Annotated in this window: 23 protein-coding genes and 1 tRNA gene; 10 read left to right on the top strand and 14 right to left on the bottom strand. The window is 65.4% G+C overall.

The annotated features are described in order from the left end of the window. Positions 1-21 precede the first annotated feature (21 nt). A complete protein-coding gene (locus tag AC24YW_RS31710) occupies positions 22-1,116 on the top strand; it encodes an HD-GYP domain-containing protein (RefSeq protein WP_487486399.1) in 1,095 nt (364 codons plus the stop codon). Between the two features lie 115 nt (positions 1,117-1,231). Here AC24YW_RS31710 and AC24YW_RS31705 read toward each other — a convergent pair whose 3' ends face one another. Next, on the bottom strand, positions 1,232-2,812 hold the full coding sequence (locus tag AC24YW_RS31705; protein ID WP_487486398.1) for an AMP-binding protein: 1,581 nt from the start codon (positions 2,810-2,812) through the stop codon (positions 1,232-1,234). Positions 2,813-3,054: 242 nt separating this feature from the next. Next, complete coding sequence (locus tag AC24YW_RS31700) at positions 3,055-3,465, bottom strand: VOC family protein (protein WP_487486397.1); 411 nt, start codon at positions 3,463-3,465, stop codon at positions 3,055-3,057. Between the two features lie 123 nt (positions 3,466-3,588). Here AC24YW_RS31700 and AC24YW_RS31695 point away from each other — a divergent pair, with 123 nt between their 5' ends. Beyond that, positions 3,589-4,563 carry a Bug family tripartite tricarboxylate transporter substrate binding protein gene (locus tag AC24YW_RS31695; protein WP_487486396.1) on the top strand — a complete coding sequence of 325 codons (975 nt, stop codon included), beginning with the start codon at positions 3,589-3,591 and terminating at the stop codon, positions 4,561-4,563. A gap of 122 nt (positions 4,564-4,685) precedes the next feature. Here AC24YW_RS31695 and AC24YW_RS31690 read toward each other — a convergent pair whose 3' ends face one another. Then, positions 4,686-5,924, bottom strand: coding sequence for a S1C family serine protease (locus AC24YW_RS31690; protein WP_487486395.1), 1,239 nt, complete (start codon positions 5,922-5,924; stop codon positions 4,686-4,688). 199 nt (positions 5,925-6,123) lie between these two features. Between AC24YW_RS31690 and AC24YW_RS31685 the strand changes: the two genes are divergently transcribed. From AC24YW_RS31685 to AC24YW_RS31670, 4 genes are all read left to right on the top strand, one after another. Then, positions 6,124-6,741 (top strand): hypothetical protein, encoded by a 618-nt coding sequence (locus AC24YW_RS31685; protein WP_487486470.1) that lies wholly within the window; start codon positions 6,124-6,126, stop codon positions 6,739-6,741. Beyond that, positions 6,728-7,102, top strand: coding sequence for a transcriptional regulator (locus AC24YW_RS31680; protein ID WP_025033235.1), 375 nt, complete (start codon positions 6,728-6,730; stop codon positions 7,100-7,102). The genes AC24YW_RS31685 and AC24YW_RS31680 overlap by 14 nt, the downstream gene beginning before the upstream one ends. A gap of 30 nt (positions 7,103-7,132) precedes the next feature. Continuing rightward, positions 7,133-7,873, top strand: coding sequence for a di-trans,poly-cis-decaprenylcistransferase (locus tag AC24YW_RS31675; protein WP_487486394.1), 741 nt, complete (start codon positions 7,133-7,135; stop codon positions 7,871-7,873). 101 nt (positions 7,874-7,974) lie between these two features. Then, positions 7,975-8,460: a Crp/Fnr family transcriptional regulator gene (locus AC24YW_RS31670; protein WP_487486393.1), complete on the top strand. Its 486-nt coding sequence runs from the start codon at positions 7,975-7,977 to the stop codon at positions 8,458-8,460. Here AC24YW_RS31670 and AC24YW_RS31665 read toward each other — a convergent pair. Further along, positions 8,399-9,226 (bottom strand): metallophosphoesterase family protein, encoded by an 828-nt coding sequence (locus AC24YW_RS31665; protein WP_487486392.1) that lies wholly within the window; start codon positions 9,224-9,226, stop codon positions 8,399-8,401. The genes AC24YW_RS31670 and AC24YW_RS31665 overlap by 62 nt on opposite strands. A 209-nt stretch (positions 9,227-9,435) precedes the next feature. Between AC24YW_RS31665 and AC24YW_RS31660 the strand changes: the two genes are divergently transcribed. The 3 genes from AC24YW_RS31660 (at position 9,436) to AC24YW_RS31650 (ending at position 10,941) form a co-directional block, all read left to right on the top strand. After that, positions 9,436-10,122, top strand: a complete 687-nt coding sequence (locus AC24YW_RS31660; RefSeq protein ID WP_487486469.1) for a DNA-3-methyladenine glycosylase I — start codon at positions 9,436-9,438, stop codon at positions 10,120-10,122. Positions 10,123-10,150: 28 nt separating this feature from the next. Next, positions 10,151-10,444 (top strand): DUF1330 domain-containing protein, encoded by a 294-nt coding sequence (locus AC24YW_RS31655; RefSeq protein ID WP_487486391.1) that lies wholly within the window; start codon positions 10,151-10,153, stop codon positions 10,442-10,444. Positions 10,445-10,647: 203 nt separating this feature from the next. Further along, a complete protein-coding gene (locus tag AC24YW_RS31650) occupies positions 10,648-10,941 on the top strand; it encodes a hypothetical protein (RefSeq protein WP_487486390.1) in 294 nt (97 codons plus the stop codon). A gap of 103 nt (positions 10,942-11,044) precedes the next feature. On the opposite strand, the gene dinB is transcribed toward AC24YW_RS31650, so the two are convergent. Both dinB and AC24YW_RS31640 read right to left on the bottom strand, forming a co-directional pair. Beyond that, positions 11,045-12,145, bottom strand: a complete 1,101-nt coding sequence (dinB, locus tag AC24YW_RS31645; RefSeq protein WP_487486389.1) for a DNA polymerase IV — start codon at positions 12,143-12,145, stop codon at positions 11,045-11,047. A gap of 140 nt (positions 12,146-12,285) precedes the next feature. Next, positions 12,286-14,220 carry an acyltransferase family protein gene (locus tag AC24YW_RS31640; RefSeq protein ID WP_487486388.1) on the bottom strand — a complete coding sequence of 645 codons (1,935 nt, stop codon included), beginning with the start codon at positions 14,218-14,220 and terminating at the stop codon, positions 12,286-12,288. 306 nt (positions 14,221-14,526) lie between these two features. Here AC24YW_RS31640 and AC24YW_RS31635 point away from each other — a divergent pair, with 306 nt between their 5' ends. Further along, positions 14,527-14,736 (top strand): hypothetical protein, encoded by a 210-nt coding sequence (locus tag AC24YW_RS31635; RefSeq protein ID WP_487486387.1) that lies wholly within the window; start codon positions 14,527-14,529, stop codon positions 14,734-14,736. 25 nt (positions 14,737-14,761) lie between these two features. Here the strand turns inward: AC24YW_RS31635 and AC24YW_RS31630 are convergent. From AC24YW_RS31630 to AC24YW_RS31595, 8 genes are all read right to left on the bottom strand, one after another. Next, positions 14,762-14,838 (bottom strand) — tRNA-Arg (locus AC24YW_RS31630). Positions 14,839-14,899: 61 nt separating this feature from the next. Further along, positions 14,900-15,949, bottom strand: coding sequence for a sensor domain-containing diguanylate cyclase (locus AC24YW_RS31625; RefSeq protein ID WP_487486386.1), 1,050 nt, complete (start codon positions 15,947-15,949; stop codon positions 14,900-14,902). Continuing rightward, entirely contained in the window at positions 15,949-19,071 is a 3,123-nt protein-coding gene (locus AC24YW_RS31620; protein WP_487486385.1) for a bifunctional diguanylate cyclase/phosphodiesterase, read from the bottom strand. Before AC24YW_RS31620 ends, AC24YW_RS31625 begins: the two co-directional genes overlap by 1 nt. Positions 19,072-19,237: 166 nt before the next feature. Beyond that, positions 19,238-20,323, bottom strand: a complete 1,086-nt coding sequence (locus AC24YW_RS31615) for a branched-chain amino acid ABC transporter permease (protein WP_487486384.1) — start codon at positions 20,321-20,323, stop codon at positions 19,238-19,240. Beyond that, on the bottom strand, positions 20,320-21,330 hold the full coding sequence (locus AC24YW_RS31610; protein ID WP_487486383.1) for a branched-chain amino acid ABC transporter permease: 1,011 nt from the start codon (positions 21,328-21,330) through the stop codon (positions 20,320-20,322). Before AC24YW_RS31610 ends, AC24YW_RS31615 begins: the two co-directional genes overlap by 4 nt. Continuing rightward, positions 21,327-22,049: an ABC transporter ATP-binding protein gene (locus AC24YW_RS31605; RefSeq protein ID WP_487486382.1), complete on the bottom strand. Its 723-nt coding sequence runs from the start codon at positions 22,047-22,049 to the stop codon at positions 21,327-21,329. The genes AC24YW_RS31610 and AC24YW_RS31605 overlap by 4 nt, the downstream gene beginning before the upstream one ends. Continuing rightward, positions 22,046-22,822 (bottom strand): ABC transporter ATP-binding protein, encoded by a 777-nt coding sequence (locus AC24YW_RS31600; protein WP_487486381.1) that lies wholly within the window; start codon positions 22,820-22,822, stop codon positions 22,046-22,048. The genes AC24YW_RS31605 and AC24YW_RS31600 overlap by 4 nt, the downstream gene beginning before the upstream one ends. Positions 22,823-23,015: 193 nt before the next feature. After that, the gene (locus AC24YW_RS31595) at positions 23,016-24,200 is read right to left on the bottom strand and encodes a substrate-binding domain-containing protein (protein WP_487486380.1); all 1,185 of its coding nucleotides are present in this window, start codon (positions 24,198-24,200) and stop codon (positions 23,016-23,018) included. Positions 24,201-24,387 lie beyond the last annotated feature (187 nt).

The raw sequence follows: 24,387 nt of genomic DNA, 5'->3' as shown, positions 1-24,387 counted from the left end.
CCCGGTCCTTGTGGGGAAGCCATGAACGCCACAGCCAAATCCGCCGCCAAACGCCGGCTCCTGCTCGCCTCCGATCGGAGCGACGGGAGCAGCGAGCTCGCCAGCATTCTGAAGGCGGTCGGCGACGTCTCCACGGTGAAGACGGACGAGATCCCCGCTCAGCCGGCGCGCGATCTCTCCGGCCTCGTGGTCGACATCAACCTGCGCTCGCCCGAGAGCGTGCAGCGGGTCCGCAACAAGCTGCGCGGTGATGCCTATCGTTCGATGCCGCGGCTGTTCGTGCTCGCGGACGCCCTGCATCACGGCACCATGCAGGCCTGGGCGCTAGGAGCCACCGACACCATCTCACGGCCGCTCCAGGCCGAGGCCATCCTGCAGCGCATTCGCGCCGCCTTCCCGGACACCGCGGCCTATGACGCGACCGATCGCGGCAAGACGCTCAACCGCGGCGTCGAGGCGGCGCATGCGGTGCTGACCAAGATGTTCGAGAAGCTGCCGCTCGGCGTGCCCCTGAGCTTCGACGACGTCATCGCCGCCGAAAGCAAGATCCTGAAGGCGATCAAGCATTCCTCGCTGCGCGAATGGCTCACCACGGTCGGCTGTCACCATGTCGGCAGCTACCGCCATTGCCTGTTCGTCACCGGCTTCGCCGTCGCCTTCGCCCAGCATCTCGGCATGCGCGAGGACGACCAGCGCCGCCTGACCCGCGCCGCGCTGCTGCACGACGTCGGCAAGGCCTTCGTTCCGGCCTGGCTGCTCGACAAGCCCGGCAAGCTCACCGACGAGGAGATGGCCGAGGTCCGCCTGCATCCGCGCCGCGGCTATGACGCGCTCGCCGCCCAAGGCGGCTTTCCGCCGGAGATGCTGGACGTGGTGCTGCATCACCACGAATTCCTCGACGGCTCCGGCTATCCGAACGGCCTGTCGTCGAACCAGATCAGCGACATCGTGCGCCTGACGACGATCGTCGACATCTACGCCGCGCTGGTGGAGAAGCGCGCCTACCGCATGCCCTTCACCCACTCCCGCGCCTTCACGATGATGGAAGGCATGGGCGGCAAGCTCGACCAGCAGCTGCTGCAGGCGTTCCGCCCGGTCGCGCTGGGGTCGTTCTAGGCCAGATGGCGTAGGGTGGGCAAAGCGAAGCGTGCCCACCACTTCCGAGAACGTGGGCACGGCGCTGACGCGCCTTTGCCCACCCTACGGCAGTTTCCGTTTGGCGGCACCTTCATCACCCCACCAGCTTCCGCAGCTCCGCCTTCGCCACCTTCTCCAGCGTCGAGCGCGGCATGTCGTCCACGAGCCTGATTTCGCGCGGCCGCTTGAAGTCGGCGAGGCCCTTGCGGCAGGCTTCCATCACGCGATCCTGCAGGTCGGGTGCAGCGCCCGCGACGCCGCCCTGCGGGATGATGAAGACCACCGGCACCTCGTCCAGCATCGGATGCTTCTTCGCCACCACCGCGGCCTCGCGCACGCCCGGCACGAGCGCGATCACCTGCTCGATCTCGGAGGCCGCAACGTTCTCGCCGCCGACCTTCAGCATGTCCTTGGCGCGGTCGCCGAACTTGATGAAGCCGTTCTGAAGCCGCTCGACGCGGTCGCCGGTGAGGAAGAAGCCGTGCTGGTCAAAGCTCTCGCGCGTCGCGGTCTCGTTGTGCAGATACTCGGCGAACAGCGACAGGCCCGGAATGCCCCTGATCGCGAGATTGCCGGTGTCGCCGACCTCCGTCGGCCGTCCGTCGTCGTCGGTGATGCGGATCTGATATTCGGGCGCGGCGCGGCCGATCGACATCGGGATGTTGGGCTGATCCACCTCGCCGACGATGCCGTGGGTGATGGTCTCGGTCATGCCCCACCAGCCGATCACCTTGACGCCGAAGGCCGCGAAGGCCGGCGGCTCGTTGATGGCGGTGCCCCACAGGCGGAACTTGTGGTCCTTCGGGACCTCCTGCTCGAGCAGCGCCTTCATGCAGAACGGGATGGTTGAGGTCCAGGTCGCGCCATGCTCGCGCGCGACACCCCAGAACCGGCTGGCGGAGAAGCGCGGCTGGATCACGCAAGTCGCCCCGACCCACAGCGTCGCCAGCATGGAATAGGCCAGCGCATTGGTGTGGAACAGCGGCAAATACGCCTGGTGCACGTCGCCGGCGTGAAGGTCCTCATGCGCGGCGTTGATCTTGGCACCCCACAGCGCGTTGGCATGGGTCCACAGCACCGCCTTCGGCCGCGACGTCGTGCCCGAGGTGTATTGCACGCTGCATGGCGCCAGCGGATCGGTCGCGCGCCGGGGACGATCGGCACTGTCGGCGAACAGCGATTCGAAGCTGTCGCCGCGCGCGACGCCCCGGGCAGGCGCCGCGCCCGCATCGTGCGTGGTCACCGCCAGCCAGCGAATGTTGCGGCAATTCTGCGCTACGGCTTCTGCATAAGCCGGCTGCGTGATCGCGGCGACCGCGCCGCAATGATCGGCGAAATACGCGATCTCGGCCGGTGCCGAGCGCGTGTTGGTGGTGACCGCGACGGCCCCGAGTTCGACGCAGGCGAACCAGGCCAGCATCGCCTCGATGCAATTGTCGAGATGAATGAGCACATATTCGCCGGGCTTGACGCCGCGCCTGGCGAGGCCGGCCGCGAGCGCGCCGACGCGCTCGTGAAATTCGCCGTAGCTCCAGCGCCGTGCCGGCGCGTCGAACGGCGCCCAGATCAGGAATGGATGATCACGCCGGATCTCGGCGCGCAGCTTGAGCAGCCAGGGCACGTCGAGCCCGTCGAACGGTCCCACGATTCCGGCTGTGGTCTGTTGAAGTGACATGGCGACCTCCCGTGCAGCCTGCATCCTGCTGGCGGCTGCCTCTTGATTATTGCGTCTTCCTGCCATCGGACGACGCGGGACGCAATCGGGGGGAGGGGGCGCGGCGTGTCGTGCTTGGTGCACACACTCTCTCCGCCGTCATGGCCGGGCTCGACCCGGCCATCCACGTCTTGCCGCGCGAAGAACGTGGATGCCCGGGACAAGCCCGGGCATGACGATGGAGCAAAGAGCGAGAGCGCGCTTCAATCCCCGTACGACGAGATCTCGATCAAACTGCCATCGGGATCCCGGCAATAGACCGAGCGCAGCGTGCCGCGGGCGCCTTGCCTCGGGCCCGGGCCTTCCTCGATCGCGACGCCATGTGCCTGCAAATGCCTCACCACCTCCTCCGGCGTGGCCGAGGTGAGAAAGCAAAGGTCTTCGCTGCCCGCCGTCGGGTGGTCCGCGGTGAACCACTCCACCTTGTCGGCATCGCGATGTCGGACGTTGATCCTCTGGTTACCGAATTCAAGGAAAGTCCGCGGCGCTTTGCCGCCGCCGGGATCGAACACCTTGACTTCCATGCCGAGAATCTTGCCGTACCACGCAGCACTTGCCGCGACGTCGCTGACATTGATCACGAGATGATCCAGGGCATGAACCTTGACCGGCATGTCTCATCCTTTCGTCGTGAAGTGCCCCGCGCACTTTCCGCACGCGGCAAGCTTTGTTACAACCGCAGCGACGCGGCCTTCAAGCCATCCGACTTCAAGAACAACACTGGGAGAACCCTTGAGATGATCACTCGCCGTACCGCGCTGGGCCTGCTCGCCGCCAGTCCGCTTGCAGCCACCCCGCTGTCGAAGGCCCTTGCCGCCGATTATCCGGCCCGTCCGGTGAAATGGGTGGTGGGCTATCCGCCGGGCGGCGCCACCGACATCCTGGCACGGCTGATCGGCCAGCGGCTGTCGGAAAAGCTCGGCCAGCAATTCGTGGTCGAGAACAAGCCCGGCGCCGGGAACAACATCGCGACCGAATCGGTCATCAATGCCGAGCCCGACGGCTACACGCTGCAGCTGGTCAACCCGGCCAACTACATCAACGCCTCGCTCTACAAGAATCTCAAGTTCAACTTCGTGAACGATATCGCGCCCGTCGCCTCGTTCCAGCGCGTTCCGAACGTGATGACCGTCAACAAGGACGTGCCGGCCAAGAACGTCGCCGAGTTCATCGAGTACGTGAAGGCCAATCCCGGCAAGGTGAACATGGCCTCGTCTGGCAACGGCACCTCGGTGCATCTGTCCGGCGAGATGTTCATGGCCATGACCGGCTGCAAGATGCAGCACGTGCCCTATCGCGGCGCCGCGCCCGCGATCACCGACATGCTCGCCGGCCAGGTGCAGGTGATCTTCGACAACATGCCCTCGATCATTCAGCACATCCGCTCCGGCAGCCTGCGCGCGATCGGCGTCACCACGGCTGAGCGCTCGCCGCAATTGCCGGATGTTCAGACGGTCGCGGAGACCGTCAAAGGTTATGAGGCGAGCGCGCTGTTCGGCATGGGCGCGCCGAAGAACACGCCGAAGGACATCATCGCCAAGCTCAATGCCGAGGTCAACGCGGTGATCAAGGAACCCGACATGGCCAAGCGCCTGGTCGAGCTGGGCGGCGAGCCGCGGGTGCAGACGCCCGAGGCGTTCGGCGAGGAGATCAAGGCCGAGACCGAGAAGTGGCGGAAGGTCGTCGACTTCGCCGGCCTCAAGGTCGAGTAGCGATCCCGGGATGAGGAAATGAAGCCCTGCCGTTCGGCAGGGCTTCTTCTTGCGCGCTTCGTTTCGTTGATCCGGAATGCGCAGTCGCGGCTGCCCCGTCGCACCGTACAGCGAGAGCGAATCTACTTCTTCGCGTCCGCCTGTTCCGCGCCGGTACACGAGATCAGAATCGTATAGGCACGGGCATTGGCGGCGATGTCCGTGGTCTTCAGCTCGCCCTTGGGCTCCCCGGTCTGGTAGGGCACCACGGAATTGTCGAGGAAATCGCGCAGCGCGCCCGTCTTGATCGCGAAGTTGATGTTTTCGGGGATGTTGCCCGTTGCGACCGCGATGCGCAGATTGTCGAGCTTTCCCGTCACGACACCGACGACCTGGCCGGCGGTGTCGAACAGCGGTCCTCCGCTGTTGCCGGGCTGCACCGGCGCGCTGATCTGCAGGAAGCGCGAATCGTTGCGCATGCCGCTGAGTGAGCTCACGATGCCGGTGGTCACCGTGAAGTCCGAGCTCAGCAGCCCGCGGTAGGGAAAGCCGATCGCGACGACGGAATCGCCGGAGCGGATCGAACGGTCGCGGATGCGGGCATATTCCTTGAACGTCGCCGTCGAGGGCGCCTGCAGGAGGGCGAGATCGTTGTTCGCGTCGCTGGAGACGACGCGCAACGCCGTCGCGGCCTCGCCGGTGAGATTGCCTTTGAGGTCGCCGCAGCCGTCGATCACATGGTGGTTCGTGACGATGTGCCCGTTGGCGCTGACCACGAAGCCGGTGCCGCTCCTGGACTTGGCGGACTTGGCCGGCGGGGAGGCCTGTTTCTCCGCTGCGGCTGCGACCTTCGCTGCACTTTTGCTGAAGTCGCCGGCCTTGTCGAGCCCATCGGCTTTCACCTTCGTCACGCAATTGGCTAATGCCGCGATCACCGGCCCGGTCGACGCCAGATCGAAGTTCAGAACGGTGCGGCCGGCGGTCGCCACCATCAGGCTCGCCTTCTGAAACGTCCGCACGACGTTGAGCGGCATGACAGCCGTGAGCATGTTGGACTGATATGCCGTCGCGTACAGCCTGGCTTGCTCCTGACCATCGAAGGTCACGTCGATGGCGGCGCTCTCTCCCTTGTTGAAGTTGTAGCCGGGACTTGCAAAGGCCAGCAGCCAGGTGCCGGCGGCATTCTGGCTCACGACCAGAATGACGCCGTTCGCATAGGGCGAGGTGGCGGCGCAATGGGAGAAAGCGCCGGTCTCATCATTGCTGAAGGCGCCCCCGATCCAGTTACCGATCTTGAGACTGCCGAACGGACCTTTCGCATCGGCGATGCCCGCAACGACCAATTGTGACGACAACGCAATGATGAATGACTTAAGCCACATACTCAGCCCCCGGTCGCTTTCGCTTACATCCTAACTGCCGGAACGCGTCTCGCGCAACCGGCAGTTGTTTGGTGCAAGACAGATTCGCTCGCTGCGGTTCGGGCTTGCGTTTGCTTTGCGCCGCTATATACTTTGCGATACAAAGTGACGGGACCGACGATCCCCGGCAGCAGGTGTGAGCGAGGTTTTGGCGTTGCCGATGCGCGATCTCGACAAGGCGCTGGCCGACATCGTGACGATCCGCAGCCAGATCGCGGCAGGCACCGCCTTCCGCGGTTACGGCCCGGCGACGATGGCGGCGACCGGCGCTGTGGCGCTCATCACCGCCGTTCTGCAATTCTGGTTGCTGGATGATCCCACTGGGGAGCCGCTCGGCTTCTTCATCGGCTGGTTCATCGCCGCCGCGCTGTCGGGGCTGATCATTGGCATCGAGATGCGCGCGCGGTCGCGGCGCCATCATTCCGGCCTCGCCGATGCGATGATCCACCAGGCGGTCGAGCAGTTCCTGCCGGCGGGCGTTGCCGGCGTTCTGCTCGCGGTGGTGATGTGGAAGTTCGCGAGCGAGACGCTGTGGCTGCTGCCGGGCCTGTGGCAGATCCTGGTGTCGCTCGGCATCTTCGCCTCGGTCCGCACGCTGCCGCGCACGGTCGGGCTCGCCGGCGCCTGGTATTTCGTGTCCGGCTTCGCGGTATTGGTGCTCGCGAGCCGAACCCACACGCTGTCGCCATGGACCATGGGCCTGCCCTTCGTGATCGGGCAATCGTTGATGGCGGCCATTCTGCATTTCGCGTCCGGAGACAACGATGTCGAAGACTGACAGCGCGCCCTTCTCCTATGAAGGGCTCGACCGCGTGATCCACGAGAAGGCGAGGCTCGGCTTGTTGACCTCGCTGATGGCGCATCCCAAGGGGCTGGCATTCGGCGATCTCAAGCAGCTCTGCGGCCTCACCGACGGCAATCTCAGCCGGCACCTTGCCGTGCTCCAGGAGGCCGGCCTCGTCGAAGTGACCAAGGGCTACGAGGGCAACCGCCCGCACACGACCTGCCGCCTCACCAAGGCGGGCCGCCGCCGCTTCCTCGACTATCTCGCCGTGCTCGAGCGGCTGGTGCGCGACGCGGCGAAGGCCGCCGGCCGCGAGGCGCCGCCGCTCGGCCGCCTCGGCATCGCTTCGACCTGATCCTCCCCTTTTTTGACCGGAGACTTTGCAATGCAAAGTGACATCACGTCCCGCAACGAGAAGCTTCATGTCGGCATCATCATGGACGGCAACGGCCGCTGGGCGACGCGGCGCGGCCTGTCGCGCGTGCGCGGTCACGAGGCCGGCGTCGAGACCATCCGCCGCATCGTCGAGGCCGCGCCCAAGCAGGGCATCGGCACGCTGACGCTTTACGCCTTCTCCACCGACAATTGGCGGCGGCCGAAGGCCGAGGTCGCGGCGCTGATGACCTTGCTGCGCTTCTACCTCGCCAACGAAGTGCAGAGCCTCGTCAAGAACGGCGTGCGCCTCTCCGTCATCGGTCGCCGCGACCGCCTGCCCGACGGCATCGCCGCCGCGATCGCGCGCGCCGAGGCGGCAACCGCCGATGGCCGTGCGCTGCATGTGCGCATCGCCGTCGATTATTCCGCGCGCGACGCCATCCTCAATGCCGCGGCGAAGGCGGCTGCGCTGACCAGCCTGACCCGCGAAGCCTTCTCGCAGCTCGTCACGGGCGAGGCCGGCCTTCGCGACGTCGACCTCATCATCCGCACCTCCGGCGAGAAGCGGCTGTCGGACTTCCTGCTCTGGGAAGGCGCCTATGCCGAGCTGCACTTCACCGAGCGGATGTGGCCCGAATTCGACGCGGGCGATCTTGCCGAGGCGCTCGCCGCCTTCCATGGCCGCGAGCGCCGCTTCGGCGGGCTGCAGGCCATTATGCCCGGCGAAGTGCCCTCGCTCTCGCAAGTGTGACGCGCCTCGCGCGCCAGCCGGCCTCCGCCGATTGCCGCCCGGCATGGATCGTGCTCTAGTCTTCCGGCGTTGGGTACCCCTGCGACGGGAGCGTTCGCACCATGCGTGCAGTCCTCGATTATTGCACCGGCGGAACGGAGCGGCAGCTTGCCGCCGGCACCATCATCGTCGCCGAGGGTGGCACCTCCGGCCACCTCTACGTGCTGATGCAAGGCAGGCTCGAAGTGCTCAAGGGCGAGATGGTGGTCGCCACCGTCACCGAGCCCGGCGCGGTGCTGGGCGAGATGTCCGTGCTGCTGGGCCAGCCGCACACCGCAACCGTGCGGGCCTGCTCCGACGCTATCGTCTACGAATTCGAGGACGCCGCCTCGTTCCTCGAGAAGGAGCCGGGCGTCGCGCTGCTGATCGCAAAAATGCTGGCGCAGCGGCTCAACGCCGCCAACACCTATCTCGCCGACCTCAAGCGGCAATATGCCGGCCACGGCACACATCTGGCCATGGTCGGCGAGGTGCTTCAGAGCATGATCAACCTGCCGCCGCTCGAGGTTTCGCCAGGCTCGGATCGGCAATCCGATCCAAGAATGTGAGCCAGTCGGGCGGCGCTTCGACGGCGGCGGCGGGCCGCTGCAGCGGCGCGTTCAGGTCGATCCACTGCGCTTCGCCGGCCGCCAGCCAGAACGCCTTGTCGACATCGAGATCGAGCACGATGCAGGTCGGGGGACGGCCGTGTTGCAGGCCCGTGTTGAAGACCCAGGTCTGGCCCAGCCGGTCGAACCACGATCCATTGCCGATGAAGGGCGATTGATGCACATGGCCCGAGATCACCATCGACGGCTGGTAGTGCATGATCCACTGCACCAGGTCGACGTCGCCGAAGAAACGCTTGCCGCCCCAGCTCGTCGGTGAGTCCGCCGGCGGCGCATGATGCGCCCAGATCCAGCGCGGCGGCCTTATGGCCGCGGCGTCGCGCAATTGCTCGATGAGGCGTTGCTTGACCTGGGGTCCGTCCCACCACGGGCACACCGTGAACAGCGTATTGCCGACGGTGAGGCTGTCGCCGTCGCAGGCGATGCCGAGCTCGCGCACCTCCGAGATCCAGCGCGAAATCTTCTCGCCTTCGGCGTTGCGCTCGTCGAGGTCGTGATTGCCGGAGCAGAGGATCACGCGGGTCGTCGCGGCCAGCAGCGCGAGATACTTCTTCACCACCACGATCTGGGCGCGGAAATCCACCATCGAGCCGATGTCGAGCGCGTCGCCGGCGAAGATCACGAGGTCGAATTGCGGCGCCGCGCTGACCAGCCAGTCGAGCTGAGGCAGCGAATAGTGCAGGTCGGCCACGACCAGGCAGCGCATGGAAAATCCGACGGCGAGAGATCAAAATGTCAGGGAATTCCAAAAACGGCATAAAGCAAGAAGCAGACCAGCCCGGCCGCTCCTTTGCGTCAATCCAATAAGCGACAGCATGCTGCGTCCCGCCGCAGAGCGCAAGGGGCGGCAATGCGGGGGCTGGACCGGGTCGCCGAATTCTGGTGTCGTGGCCTGCCCTCAACACCCGTGTTCACATGACCCCCTTCAAGACCATTCGCGCCCGCGCCGAGAAGCGCAAGGGCGGGCCCAAGGCGCTGGATAAATTGATGCCGGCCAAGCCGGACCTCAAGCGGCTGGCCAAGCTCGGCGACGATCGTATCCTCGCCGAAATGACCAAGCGGGTGTTCTGCGCCGGCTTCGCCTGGAGCGTGATCGATTTGAAATGGGACGGCTTTGAACAGGCCTTCCTGCATTTCCAGCCCGCCAAGCTCAGCTTCCAGCCCGAAGACTATTGGGAAGCCCTGCTGGGCGACGCGCGCATCGTGCGCAACGGCGCCAAGATCATGTCGGTGCGCGACAACGCCGCTTTCGTGCAGGAGATCGCGAAGGAGCACGGCAGCTTCGGCAAGTTTCTGGCGAAGTGGCCGTCGTCCGACGAGATCGGCCTGCTCGACCTTCTCACCAAGCGCGGCAGCCGGCTGGGCGGCAACACCGGCCAGATGCTGCTGCGTTTCGTCGGCTGGGACGGCTTCGTGACATCGAAGGACGTCGTGGCCTGCCTGCGCGATGCCGGTCTCGACATCGCGGAGGAGGTCAAGTCGAAGGGCGATCTCGCCAAGGTGCAGGCGCAGTTCAACGCCTGGGCCGAGGAGACCGGCTTGCCGTACACATATCTGTCACGCATCTGCGCGCTGTCGGTCGGCGAGAACAACGGCGAGTAGATGTTCGCTGAAAATCAGGAGAACAAGAATGGCTAAAGCCTATTGGGTTGCCACCTACCGCGCGATCAGGAATCCCGATGCCATGGCGGCTTATGCCAAACTGTCGCGTCCGGCCATCGAAGCGGCCGGCGGCCGTGTGCTCGCGCGTGGAATGCCGGCTGCGGCCTTCGAGCTCGGCCAGATCGAGCGTGTCGTTCTCATTGAGTTCGACAGCGTCGAACGCGCCAAGGCGGCGTATGCAAGCCCGGCCTACCAGGCCGCCCACGACCTGCTCGGAGACGGCGTTGACCGCGACATCCGGATTGTCGAAGCGGCAGATTAGTGCGCTCACGGACAGATCGTGTGCATCCTGTGGCGATCTTGTGCTGCGAACGCGGCCGATGAAACCCGCGATCACGAAATACATTTCGCAGGAACATTTGTCCGCAGCACCTGTTCGGGACTCTGAGCCAGGTGCACAAGGGCGCAGGGAATGCTCGCTCCCGCCCGGCTCGATGACAACCCCATCCAGCAACGGAGCAGCTCATGAAGCTCACATCTGAACAGGTGAAGCAGACCGTCAACCAGCTCGGCGCTCAGGTGCTGCCCGACGAACATCCGGCGATGCCGCAGCTCAACAGCATGTTCGGCGAGCACACTTTTTTCGTCGACGAGATGGGCCTCAAGGTCCTCGAGCCCACGGCGTCGCTGGCGGCCGATCGCGAGAGTGGTGAAGTCGTCAGCCTCGCCGATTGGGGCGATTCCGACCTGACGCGCCTGATGGCGCATGAGCCCGAACCGACCGGCGTGATCGTGGTGTTCGAGCACATGAAGCATTGAGCGGCCCCGAGCGCGGTCGACCCCCAACGGTGGCGGATTGGAAGATCCGCCACCGTTCGTCGCGCTCGGTACGCTCTGTCGCCGACGAGGGCTCGAGCCGCGTTCAGATGCCCAGCGTCAGCTGCGGCTCCGACTCGCCCACGGCGTGGAGCGAGGACAGCGAGACCCCCAGCAGCCTGACGCGCTTGGGCAGCGGCATCTCGGCTTCGAGCAGCCCGCAGGCCAGCCGCTCCAGATCGTCGCGTCCGGCAATCGCCGCCGCGACGGATCGGCTGCGCGTGATGATCTCGAAATCGGCAAACTTGATCTTCAGGGTGACGGTGCGGCCGCGATTGCCGGTCGCCTCGCAATGCCGCCAGACCTTGTCGACGAGCGGCCTGAGCTCGGCGACAAGGGCGTCGAACGCATCGAGGTCGGTCGAGAACGTGTTCTCCGCGCCGACGGATTTGCGAATCCGGTTGGCGCGCACCGGCCGTTCGTCGACGCCGCGTGATATCCAGTAATAATAAGCGCCCGACTTGCCGAAATTCGCGTTCATGAACTCCAGCGACTGGTTGCGGATGTCGCGGCCGGTGAACAGGCCGAGCGCGTTCATCTTCGCAGCGGTCGCCGGACCGATGCCGTGGAATTTGCCGACCGGCAGCGTCTCGACGAAGGCCGGTCCCATCTCCGGCGAGATCACGAACTGGCCATTGGGCTTGCGATGGTCGGACGCGAGCTTGGCCAGGAACTTGTTGTAGGAGATGCCCGCCGACGCGGTGAGGCCGGTCTCGGCCTTGATCTTTGCGCGGATCTGAAGCGCGATGTCCCGCGCCAGCGGGATGCCTTGCAGGTTCTCCGTCACGTCGAGATAGGCTTCGTCCAGCGACAGCGGCTCGATGACGGGCGTGTGTTCGGCGAAGATGTCGCGGATTTGCCTGGAGATTGCCTTGTAGACCTCGAAGCGCGGCCTGACGAAAATCAGATCGGGGCATTGCCGCTTCGCCGTCACGGACGGCATGGCCGAGCGGACGCCGAACCTGCGAGCCTCGTAGCTCGCAGCCGCAACGACGCCGCGCTCCGCGGAGCCGCCGACCGCAACCGGCTTGCCGCGCAGCTCCGGATCGTCGCGCTGCTCCACCGACGCATAGAACGCATCCATGTCGATATGGATGATCTTGCGGACCGGCGAGGGCACGCCGGTCGTCGGGTCGGATTCGCTCATGGCAAGATGATACAATCGCGTGGGCGGATGCGCGAGCTAAGGGGATGCTTCCGTCGGTCTGGCGGCTGAATTGAGCTGCACAATCGAGTCAGGGTCAGAAGCCATCTCAGCTTGTGAAGAAAGGCGCTCGTCAGTTCCGTTCAGTGCCCGCGGATGAACTCAAGGAGCTGGTTTGAGGCTCCGTCGCCAACGCGCTGCGCACCTGCGACCGTGAGGTGATTGACGTCCCAATAGAGCCAGAGGCCGTTCATGGCGGTCGGACACTCGGCTTCGCCGCACAAATAACGTTCCGGATAGAGCAGAAAGACCTGGTTCGGGTAGCGGCTCCGGATCGCCTCGAGCATGGCATAGAATTCGCGATTGTCGGCCTGCACGCGATCGAGAGGCACAGTGGGACAGGGCTTGCTTGGTGCGTGCCAGAGGGGCCCCGGTGCGAAGCGGGACATCGGACTGCGGCAGCCCGGCTCGACTCCGGGCGCTATGATCAGGATGCGCCGTCCGCTGCCGCCCAACTCACGGATCGTGTTCTCGATGCCGGTCCGCCAGACCTGCAGAGCCGGAGCATCGACCTCCGGCGCGAGCTCGTTGCGGAGCGCATTGCCGTAGGTCATCCAGGACTGACTGAGCACGATTGGAGCCTGGTTCTGTCTGATCGCGGCGAGGTAGTTATCGCGCTGGCGTTTGCAGTCCTGCGAGCCGTCGAAAGCCGTTCGCACGAGGCCGACGAGCAACGGACAGCCTTCGGCCGTATAGGCCTCTCCCCGGACGGCGGCGTGCTTCGCCGCCGGGTCCAGCGCTGCGACGTAATGTTCGGCGAAGGAGTCGCCGAGCACTTGCACCCCAACGGGATCGCTCAACGAACCGAAGGCACATTTAGATTGTGCGCTCTTGGCACACGGCCAGAAGCCGAATCGCTGCAGGTCGGCGATCTCGCGGGCCTCTGCCGGAAGCCGCCATGGCCAGCCATCTTGGCGGTTGGCCACAAATGCGACAACCGCGAGCGCGACGATCGTCGCGGTGGCGGGGACGGCGACTCGCAGCAGCGACGAGCGGCCCGCGCGATACGGCTGTTCGATCAGCCGATACATCAGCGCGGCCAGCGCCATCGCGAGGGCGACGATCAACACTTTCACCGCAACCGACTTGGCGTCATCGCCGAGGATGTAGCCCGCGTAGACGATCAAGGGCCAGTGCACGAGGTAGAGCGAGTAGGACACCAGCCCGATCCCCGCAGCCAGCGGATTGGTCAGGACCGGTGAAAGGACGTGACGGTCGCCCGCCAAAATCACGCAGGCTGCACCCAGGCATGGGACGAGGGCCGTCGCGCCAGGGAAGGAGGTCGCATTGTCAAAGCTGACGACCGCGTAGGCGATCAAGGCGAATCCGGCGGCAGCCAGCAGCGAGCGCGCTCCGGCCGAGAAGGTCAGCCTCTGCTCCGCAAAGATGACCAGGGCTCCGATCGCAAATTCGAAGGCGCGACAGGTCGGCAGGTAGAATGCACCCGAGCTGTCGGTTGCGAGTGTCGCTTGCGCGACGCCAAGCGAAAGGATTGCAATGCCAAGAATGAGCAAAGGCAGTGCGCGACCGAACAATCGGCGCCCCAGCAGAATGAACATGGGCCAAAACAGATAGAATTGCTCCTCGACGGCCAGCGACCAGAAGTGAAGCACGGGGCTGGGATCGGTCGAGCTGGCAAAATAGGCGTGGCTGCCGCGCCAGAAGTAGAAATTCGAGACCGATACCAGCGTAGCCACGACGTCTTGAGCGAGGCCCTTGAAAAGCTCCGGAGAGAACCAGAGGCCGCCGACGGCCAAGATGCCGATGATGGTGACGATCGCTGCGGGAAAGAGGCGCCGGATGCGGCGCTCGTAAAATCGCTGGAACGAAAACTCGCCGCGATCAGCCTCGCTGAGGATGATCCGAGAGATCAGATAGCCGGACACGACGAAAAACAGGTCGACCCCGACAAAGCCGCCGCCGAACGACGGAACGTCCAGGTGATAGAAGAACACGCTCAGGACGGCGATCGCCCGGAGCCCGTCAATGTCGCGTCGATGGGATAGCTTTGTAACCAAGTGCTGGATCCGTTGGCGGCGGTTCGTCCGACTGCGGATCCGCGCGCGCGCCGCTCGCCTTTAGCGCGCCCGCATTAATTCCTCAACCGCGGAACGGGCTGAGGTCTGCCCCGATCGGGCTCGCGCCGGTGTGGATGATCTTGCACGCGGGCGCGGCTGCCCCAGGCATCGTGTCGGATTCGCTCAATGCGGCGATCTGGCGTTTCAATTGAGACGCTCAATCCGGGTGGATTCAACAAACAATCTCACGCTTGTGAGTGGCACGGCGGAGCATGTGCTTCCATATGAGCCCGCGGAGGACAGTCCATGCAATACAGCTCCGAGCTCATTCACACGATGCGCAAAGCACTGGAGACCGTGATGGCGAGCGTGCCGGCCGATCAGTCGGTCTTCGGCTTGAAAGCGGCGGTGGCGGAATGCATCCTGAAGGCCGCCGCACACGGCCAGACGTCATATGACGGCCTGGTGACGGCCGCGTCGGATCAGATCCAGGCGATTGTTGCGATGCTGACGTGAGCGCCGGCGTGTAGACGCTGGCGAATGGCGCACCCGACACGATTCGAACGTGTGACCTTTGCCTTCGGAGGGCAACGCTCTATCCAGCTGAGCTACGGGTGCAAGTGGAACGTTCATTAGCCGATTGGCGCGGGGCGGGCAACCGCTTCTCGCCGCAGCGCGTTCAGGCCGATTTGCGCCTGACGGGGGCCGGAACCGGCTTGCCGTCCAGGGCGGCGAATTCGGCCAAAATCCGATCGGCGCAGATGACGCGGTTGCGGCCGAGGCGTTTGGCGACATAGAGCGCCTCGTCGGCGGCGCCGAGCAGCCGGTCGGGGCCGCCGTCGGTCCCGTCAGGAATATGGCTGGCGACACCGACGCTGAGGGTGACGTGGTCGCCGGCGCCGATCGCGCCGTGGGCGATCGCCAAGGCCATCACGGCGCAGCGGATCTCCTCGGCCACCATGCAGGCGCGGTCGCAATCCATGTCGGGGAGGATCAGCGCGAACTCCTCGCCGCCATAGCGGCTGGCGAGGTCGAGCGGGCGCACCGCGTGCCGGTCGACGACGGCGGCCACCGCGCGCAGGCACTCGTCGCCGCTCTGATGGCCGTGCTGGTCGTTGAACAGCTTGAAATGGTCGACGTCGACGAACAACAGCGCCAGCGGCTTCTGCGTGCGCTGGGCGCGGGCCCATTCGCCGAGCAGCATCTGGTCGAAGGCGCGGCGGTTCGCCAGGCCAGTGAGCCCGTCCTTGGTGGCGAGCTCCTTCAGCGCCATCTCGGCGCGCTTCTGGTCGGTGAGGTCGCGCAGCGTCTCCACCACCGCGATCAAATTGCCGGCCTCGTCGTGGATCGGGCCGGCGTCGATGGCGAGATAGAGCTGGCTGCCGAGCTTGGGCATCACGCACCAGTTCTCCGCGGAGAAGCCGAGCCCGTTGTGGCCGCGCGCGGCGTATTCCGAATAGTACTCCGGCAGCTGCTCGGGCCGGTCGAGCGCGACGAGGTCGGCAAGGCAGGGGCGCTTCGTCCCGTAGAACGCCTGCCAGTGCTTGCTGGTGCCGATCACCTCGGCGGCTCCGACGCCGGTCAGCCGCTCGCAAGCCCTGTTCCAGATCACGACGCGGCGCTTCGGGTCGATCACGAAGGTCGGCACCACGAGGTGCTGCATCAGCCGCACCGCGTAGGAATCGGCGACATCGAACGTCTTCGGAGCCGTCTTGCGCGACTTCGCCATCAGGCCACCGCAGCCACGGGCAAGGCCCCGGGCGAGCCATCGCCGGCGCCGAACAGCTTGCGCACCTCGCTGGCCGGCTTCGGTGCGCTGAACAGATAGCCCTGCATCTGCGTGCAGCCGAGCGCGCGCAGCATGTCGCGCTGCGCCTCGGTCTCGACGCCCTCGGCGACCGTGGTCATGCTGCTGGCGGCCGCGATGTTCACCACCGCCTGCACGATGACCGGCGAGCCGGTGGCCTCGGCGATGTCGGCGACAAAGCAGCGGTCGATCTTGATCTTGTCGAACGGGAAGCGCTTCAAATAGCTCAGCGAGGAATAGCCGGTGCCGAAATCGTCGAGCGCGATGCGCACGCCGATCGACCGCAACTGGTGCAGGATCGAGAGCGCCGCCTCGTCGTCGCGGATCAGCACGGCCTCGGTGATCTCGAGCTCGAGCCGCCGCGGGTCGAGCCCGGAGGCGGCGAGCGCGCCCGCGATCCGCAGCGCCAGCGTGTCGCATTTGAGCTGCACGGGCGAGACGTTGACCGCGACGCGCACATGCGCCGGCCAGGTCGCGGCCTCGTTGCAGGCCATGCGCAGCACCCAGTCGCCGAGCTCATTGATCAGGCCGGTGTCCTCGGCGACCGGAATGAACTCGGCCGGCGACACCATGCCGCGCTCGGGATGGCGCCAGCGCAGCAGCGCCTCGCAGCCCGACACCTCGTTGGTGCGCAGGTCGACCAGCGGCTGATAATGGATCTCGAAGCCGCCGTTCACCAGGGCCTGGCGCAAATCCTGCTCCATGCTGAGGCGCGCCTTGGCGCTGGCGTCCATCGCCGGCTCGAAGAAGCGGTGGGTGCGGCGGCCCTCGGCCTTGGCGCCGTACATCGCGAGGTCGGCGTTCTTGATCAGCTGATCGAGATCGGCGCCGTCCTGCGGTGCCAGCGCAATGCCGATGCTGGCGTCGGTCGAGAGCTGGTGGCCGAGGCAATGATAGGGCTGGCGAATCGCCTGGTAGATTTTCGTCACGAAGGACAGCACGTCCGCGGGGGACTGGATCCCGGTCTGGATCACCGCGAACTCGTCGCCGCCGAGCCGCGCGATCAGGTCGCCCTGCGTCAGGCAACCGCGCAGCCGGGCCGCGATCGCCTTCAACAGCTCGTCCCCGACGTGGTGGCCGAGCGAATCGTTGATGCCCTTGAATTCGTCGACATCGATGTAGAGCAGCGCGAACTGGCAGCCGTCCGCGACATGCGCAAGCTGGTGTTCGATCTGCTCGCGGAACAGCGTGCGGTTCGGCAGGTCGGTCAGCGCATCGTAATGCGCCATATGCGCGATCTTCTCGTCGGCACGCCGGCGCTCGGTGACGTCGTCGATGACGTGAATGAGGTAGCGCGGTTCGCCGGCTTCATCGCGGAGGCCGATCCGGGTCGAGGTAATGTAGCGCAGGCCCATGCCGGGCATCTGCCAGGCGTGCTCGTCCTTGAACAATCCCTTGGCCGATGCCAGCGCCTTGCTGTCGTCCTCGGTGATGTGGGCAGCGGCCGCCTCGGGGAAGATGTCGAAGGCGGTCTTGCCGACGACGTCCTGGCGGGAGTGACCGAACAGCTGTTCGGCGACGACGTTGAGCAAGAGGTATTGCCGGGTCCGGGCGTCCTTCACGGTGATCTGCGAGGGGATATGGTCGATGATCTCGCGCAGGAAGGTGTAGTTGCGGTCGCGCTCCTGTTCGAGCTTGCGACGCTCGGTGATCTCCTCGATCGTGGCGACCCATCCGCCCTGTGCGAGCGGCGTGTTGATGACCTGGAAGGCGCGGCCGTCGGCCAGTTGATGGGTCAGCGTCGAGACCGTGCCTTCGGCGACGACCCTCATGACCTCGGCGCAAAACGCCTCGACGTCGCCGTCGAACACGCCGCGCTCCTTGCGATGATACATCGCCTCGCGGATGTGACAGCCGGGCTTGATGACGTCGTGCGACAGGCCGAACATGTCGGCGTAGCGGCGGTTGCAGGTGACGATGGTGCCGCTCGCGTCGTACAGGACCAGCCCCTGCGACATGTTGTTGAGGGCGGTGTCGAGCCGCAGCCGCTCCGCCTCGATCCGCTGCTGGGCCTCCCGGTTCTGCCGGTTGATCTGGCGAATGATCAGATAGAGGATCATCGCGATGATTGCGGCCGAGAGCATCGCGGTCATCACCAGGAGGCCGGTCTGCTGGCGCCAGTCCGCAAGTGCCGCTGCCGTGGTGTTGGTGGCGATGATGACCAGCGGAAAATGCGTCAGCGACGCGGCCGATCCGAGCCGCTCCTCGCCGGTGACGGGGCTCTTGCCGCGCAGCGTCTGCTGACCGCCTTCGGCCAGCACTTTCTGCATCAGCGGCCCGTCCTTGAAATTCCGCCCGATCAGCTCCTCGTTATGCGGATAGCGCGCCAGCAACTTGCCCTCGCGATCGAGGAGCGAAATGGCCGTGCCGTCGGCGAGCGCGACCGATGCGAAATATTGCTGATAGCTGTTCGGGTCGATCCGCCGCACCATGGCGCCAAGGAATGTGCCGTCCGCGCCGCGCAGCCGGCGTGCGACGACCGTGGTCCATTTGCCGATGATGAGGCTGCGGACCGATTCCAGGATGACCGGCTCGGCCGCCGGGTTGAATTTGAACGACTGGAAATAGCCGCGCGCGGAGATGTTGATCTTGGGCAGCGGCTGGGCCCGCGACCAGTTGATCAGATCGCCCTCGGCATCGTAGATCGCGATGTCGCCGAGATACGACACGGAGCTGATCTTGCTGCGCAGCATCTGGTTTGGCGCAGGCCCGGACATGCGCTCACGGAACATCGCAGGCGAGGTGATCTCCGGCAGGTTCATCTGCCCAATCAGGTCGGCGGCGACGACGTCGGAATCTTCGAATTGCTGATCGAAATGCCGCGCGATCAGCTTCACCGTGTTTTCAAGCTCGCGTTCGCGGTTGGCGAGGGTCCGCTCGCGAAACTCGCCGACGGCGATGGCCGTGGCGATGAAGATTCCCGCGACCAGAAACACGCCGCACAGGGTCAGCCACAGGACGGGACCACGCCGCGCCAAGGCCTCCCAGCCGTTCCTCGCGGCTAGAGACATTCCGGCTGCAACCCTGGCAAAGACCTGGCGCATTCCCCCTCACTGGAGGAACAGGAATACACCGCACAAATGGCGCAAACCTTAGGAAAACCAGTTACCTGAGCATTAATCCGGCTGGTCTGATTGCGTCCACAGCCAGCACTGCGCCCATCGCACGCGACGGTTGGGTCACGCGCGGCGCCGCATCGTGAATCATTCGTTAATGCGAGGAGCCGGCGGTCTTCTTGCCGCCGCCATGGCGCAGACGTCCGACCACGCCGGTCGGGAAGAAATAGACGCTGGCGATGAACAGCAGCCCGAGCCACAGCAGCCAGCGGTCAGGGTGCAACAGCCCGGGCAGCAGCGGCAGCCCGGCTTCGTCCGCCGCCTTGGAGGCGACGCCCATCAGCGATTGCAGATAGTTCTGGGCGAGGATGAAGATGGTGGCGCCGATGATGGCGCCGTAGATCGTGCCCATGCCGCCGATCACCACCATCAGCAGGATGTCCAGCATGATGGAGAAGCTGAGCGAGGTGTCGGGACCGGCATAGCGCAGCCACAGCGCATTCAGGATGCCGGCGCTGGCGGCGACGAGGGCGGCGAGGCAGTTGGCGTAGGTCAGGTGGAACACGGTGCGGAAGCCGAGCGCCTCGGCGCGAAAGCGATTCTCGCGGATCGCCTGCAGCACGCGCCCGAACGGCGAGTTCACCACGCGGAGCAGAGCGAGAATCATCAGGCCTGAGATCGCGAACACCAGGTAGAAGGTCAGGATGCGGCCGTTGATCTCGAAGCCGAACAGGTTCTTGGAGATCAGCACCGTGCCGGGGCGCAACAGCTCCGGCAGCTGGAAGCTGCGCCCGTCCTCGCCGCCGGTGAGCCAGGACAGCTGGGAGGCCAGCACCTGGAAGGCCGAGGCGACGGCGAGCGTGATCATGGCGAAGAAGATCGCCGCGACCCGCAGCGAGAACAGCCCGATGGCGAGCGCAAGCAGGGCTGCGAGCGGCAGGCCGACGACGATGCCGGTGGCGACCGCGGCCCAGTTCGGGCCCATGCCGTACAGCGCGATCGCGATCGCGTAGCTGCCGATGCCGTAGAACATGGTGTGGGCGAACGACACCGAGCCGGTATAGCCGAGCAGGAGGTCGTAGGAGGCGACGAGGGCTGCAAACACGCAGATCTTGGCCGCGACGTTCAGCGCCTTGGCGCCCGGAAACAGGAACGGCGTCGCCGCCAGCGCCAGGATGATGACGACGAGAACAAGCGTGAGCACGCGGCTCTTCGGCGGATCGCCCGAGAGGATCATCATCGGCTGGTCACCGCATAGAGGCCGCGCGGTCGCCACATCAGAATGGCGACCATCAGCAGGATGTTGGAGACGAGAGCGAGCTTGGGCACCAGGAAGCCGCCGTAATTGGCGACCATTGCGACGAGGATAGCGCCGATGAAGCAGCCGCCGATCGATCCCAGCCCGCCGATGATGACGACGATGAAGATCAAGACGGTGAGGTCGTCGCTCATGGAGGCGTGGACCTGCTCGCGGTAGAGCGCCCACATCACGCCGCCGAGGCCGGCCAGCGCCGATCCCGTCATGAACACGCCGAGGAACAGGCGGCGGATGCGATAGCCGAGCGCCTCGACCATCTCGCGGTTCTCGACGCCGGCGCGGATCAGGAGGCCGAGCTTGGTGCGGTTGAGCACGAGCTGGATCGCGATGAAGACGGAAAGCCCGATCAGCATCGCCAGCACGCGGTACTTGGCGATCGCGACGTCGCCGATGATGAACGAGCCGCGCAGCGAGGCCGGCAGCGGCATCGGGATGATCTGCGGTCCCCACAGCGCATAGAGCGTCTGTTCCGCAACAATGAGGCCGCCGGTCGTCATCAGGATCTGCTTCAGGTGCTGGCCGTAGACGGGAAGGATCAGCACGCGCTCGACAACGAGGCCGAGCGCGCCCGACACCGCCATTGACAGCAGCGCGGCCGGGCCCAGCACCGCCAGATTCGTCCAGAGCGAATCCGCCTGGATGGAGGCCGCGAACGGCGCCAGCACCAGGGTCGCGACATAGGCGCCGACCGCGATGAAGGCGCCGTGGCCGAAATTGAGCACGTCCATCAGGCCGAACACCAGCGTCAGCCCTGAGGCCATGATGAAGATCATCATGCCCATGGCAAGGCTCGCGACGGTCAACGTCAGCCAGGACGAGGTCGACCCGATCAGCGGGATCATCAGCAGCGCGAGCGCGAGCGGCAGCAGGATCGGCGCGATGTCGCGCTTCGGCTTCGGCAGCGGATCGGTTGCGGCAAGGTCTGTCACTGATGCGTCTCCAGGCTCAGGCCGAGCAGCCGCTCCTGCAGCGGCACGTCGGCGGCAAGCGCCGCCATCTCGCCGCGATGGACGATGGTGCCGTTGTCCATCACGAGCACGTTGTCGCCGAGCTCGCGGGCGGCAAAGAAATTCTGCTCGACCATGAGGATCGTGGCGCCCTTGCGCTTGATCTCCTTCAGGCACTCGATCAACGCCATCACGATGGCGGGTGCGAGGCCCTTGGTCGGCTCGTCGATCAAAAGCAGCTTGCGCGGCTCGACGATCGCGCGGGCGATGGACAACATCTGCTTCTGCCCGCCCGAGAGGCTTCCCGCGCGCGATAGCCAGAAGCGGCGCAGCGCCGGGAAGAAGCCGAAGATCCACTCCAGCTGCTTATCGTCGACCGGCGCGTCGCGCGCGGCCAGCACCATGTTCTCCTTCACCGTGAGGTCGGAGAACACCGCCATGCTCTCCGGAACGTAGCCGACGCCGAGCCGCGCGATGTCGGGCGTCGCAAGGCTCTCGATGCGGGTCCCGGCCAGAGTGATCTCGCCTCTTGTAGCCTGCCACAGCCCCATGATGGTGCGCAGCGTCGTGGTCTTGCCGGCGCCGTTGCGGCCGAGCAGCATCGTGACCTGTCCTTGCGGAACGGCGAGATCGATGCCCTGGAGGATGTGATAGCGGCCGATATGGGTGTGCACGCCGGAGAGGTTGAGGAGATCGCTCATGCTGCGCTTCCTGCGGCGTTTTTGGGCGCGACACCGAGATAGGCTTCCTGCACGATCGGCGAGGCGATCACCTCGGCAGGTACGCCGTCCGCGACCAGCTGGCCGTTATGCAGCACGATGATCCGGTCGGCGAGCGATCGCACCACGTCCATCTTGTGCTCGACAAGCAGGATGATCTTGCTCTTGTCCTGCTTGAGCTGCGCGATCAGGTTGAGCACGACAGGCACCTCGTCGATGCTCATGCCGGCGGTCGGTTCGTCGAACATGAAGACTTTTGGCTCCAGTGCGATCATCAGCGCGACCTCGAGCTTGCGCTGGTCGCCATGCGACAGCGCGGTCGCAGTGACGCCGCGGCGATTGCCGAGCGCGACCTGGTCGAGAATGGCGTCGGCCCGCGCGATCAGGTCGCGGCGCACCATCCAGGGGCGCAGCATGTCGTAATGCGTGCCATTCGCCGCCTGCACCGCGAGGCGGACGTTCTCTTCCACTGAGAGGTTCGGGAACAGGTTGGTGAGCTGGAACGCACGTCCGAGGCCCGCACGGGTCCGCATCGGGGCGGAATGCTCGGTGATATCGGCGCCGTCGAACAGGATGCTGCCGCCGGATGCCCGCAGCTGGCCCGAGATCAGATTGAAATAGGTGGTCTTGCCGGCGCCGTTCGGCCCGACGATGGCGGTCAGCTCGCCCGGGCGAAACGTGCAGGAGACGTTGTTGACCGCGACATGGCCGCCGAAGCGGATGGTGAGGTCGCGGGTTTCGAGGGTGAGCGGCATGGGTGTCAGGCAAATGATGAGGACGAGGATTTAGCCGCCGGCACGCTGCGCTCCCTCCCCCGCTTGCGGGGGAGGGTCGGGGAGAGGGTGTCTCCGCAATGGGACAATCCCCAAGAGGAAAGAGCCCTTTCCCGGCCTCTCCCGCAAGCGGGAGAGGTGAAGCAAGAGGGCAGCGCGTGCAACACGGGCCAACTCACCGCTTGTTCTTGATCGGAACGTCCATGTCCTCGATCTTCAGCTCGCGCACCGGCTCGAGCACGGCCCAGGCGACGTTCGGATCGACCTTGACCTTGAAGTGATACATGCTCTGCAGCGCCTGATGGTCTTCCTTGCGAAACACCATCTTGCCCTTCGGCGTGTCGAACTCCAGGCCCTCCATCGCGCTGATCAGCTTCTCGGTGTCGGTCGACTTCGCCTTGGTGACGGCGGCGACGACGGACATCGCAGCCGCAAAGCCGCCCGCGGTGAAGAAGTCCGGCGGCGCGTTGAAGCGCTTCTGGTGCTCGGCGACCAGCCAGTCGTTCACCGGGTTCTTCGGGATCTCGTAGAAGTAATAGGTCGCGCCCTCCATGCCGGGCAGGCCCTTATAGGCGGCGAGCGCCGGCAGGATGTTGCCGCCGGTGGAGAGCTCGATGCCATAGCGCTTCGGGTCCATGTCCTGGAGCTTGGCCAGCGGATTGCCGGCGCCGGCCCAGATCACCCAGATCACCTTGCGGCCGGGCTTGTCCTTCAGCGCGTCAAACAGGCGCTGGCCGACCGCGGTGAAGTCGGTGGTCGAGGTCGGGGCATATTCTTCTGCCGCCAGCGTCGCGCCGGTCTTGGCGAGCGCCTCCTTGAACGCGGCGACGCCATCGCGGCCGAAGGCGTAGTCCTGGGCCAGAGTTGCGACCGTCACGCCTTGCTTGCCGATCGCGACCGCGTTGGAGATCGCGTCCTGCGAGGAGTTGCGCGCGGTGCGGAAGATGTAGCGATTCCACTTCTCGCCGGTGATCTGGTCCGCGACCGCGGGCTCGACGATCAGGATCTTCTTGTTCTCCTCGGCGACGGGAAGAATGGCGAGCGCGGCGGCCGACGAGGTCGTGCCGATCGCGATGTCGGCCTTGTCGTCCTGATAGGCTTCCGCGAGCGCGGCTTTGGCGAGGTCGGGCTTGCCCTGGTCGTCCTTGGTGATGATGACGATCTTGCGGCCGTCGAGCGTCATGCTGCCCTTGGTGGCGTATTCGAGACCCATCTTCAGGCCGGTCTCGGTCTGCTTGGCGTAGGCTTCGAGCGGACCGGTCTTGCCGTAGATCAGTGCGATCTTGAGATCGTCGGCGAGTGCGGAGGTGCCCGCGCCGAGCGCGAGGATGGTTGTTGTTAAGATGAGTGATCGACGCACGATGGTCCCTCCTGATTTAAAAGTTTCTGCCAACAGCGATTTGCACAACGTTACGAACATTGCAATTGAACCTTCCGGCGGAGTGCGCTTGCGCGTGAGCATGCATCAGTTTGAGCCTGGCTCGCTTTGCGCGGCGACGAGATCGAGCCCGGCCGTCCGGAGACCGAACACGCAGCGCTCGGTGACA

The sequence above is a fragment of the Bradyrhizobium sp. USDA3516 genome (assembly GCF_057651995.1).
The sequence above is the reverse complement of the archived record's forward strand: the minus strand, read 5'-3'. Positions and strand labels throughout refer to the sequence as shown.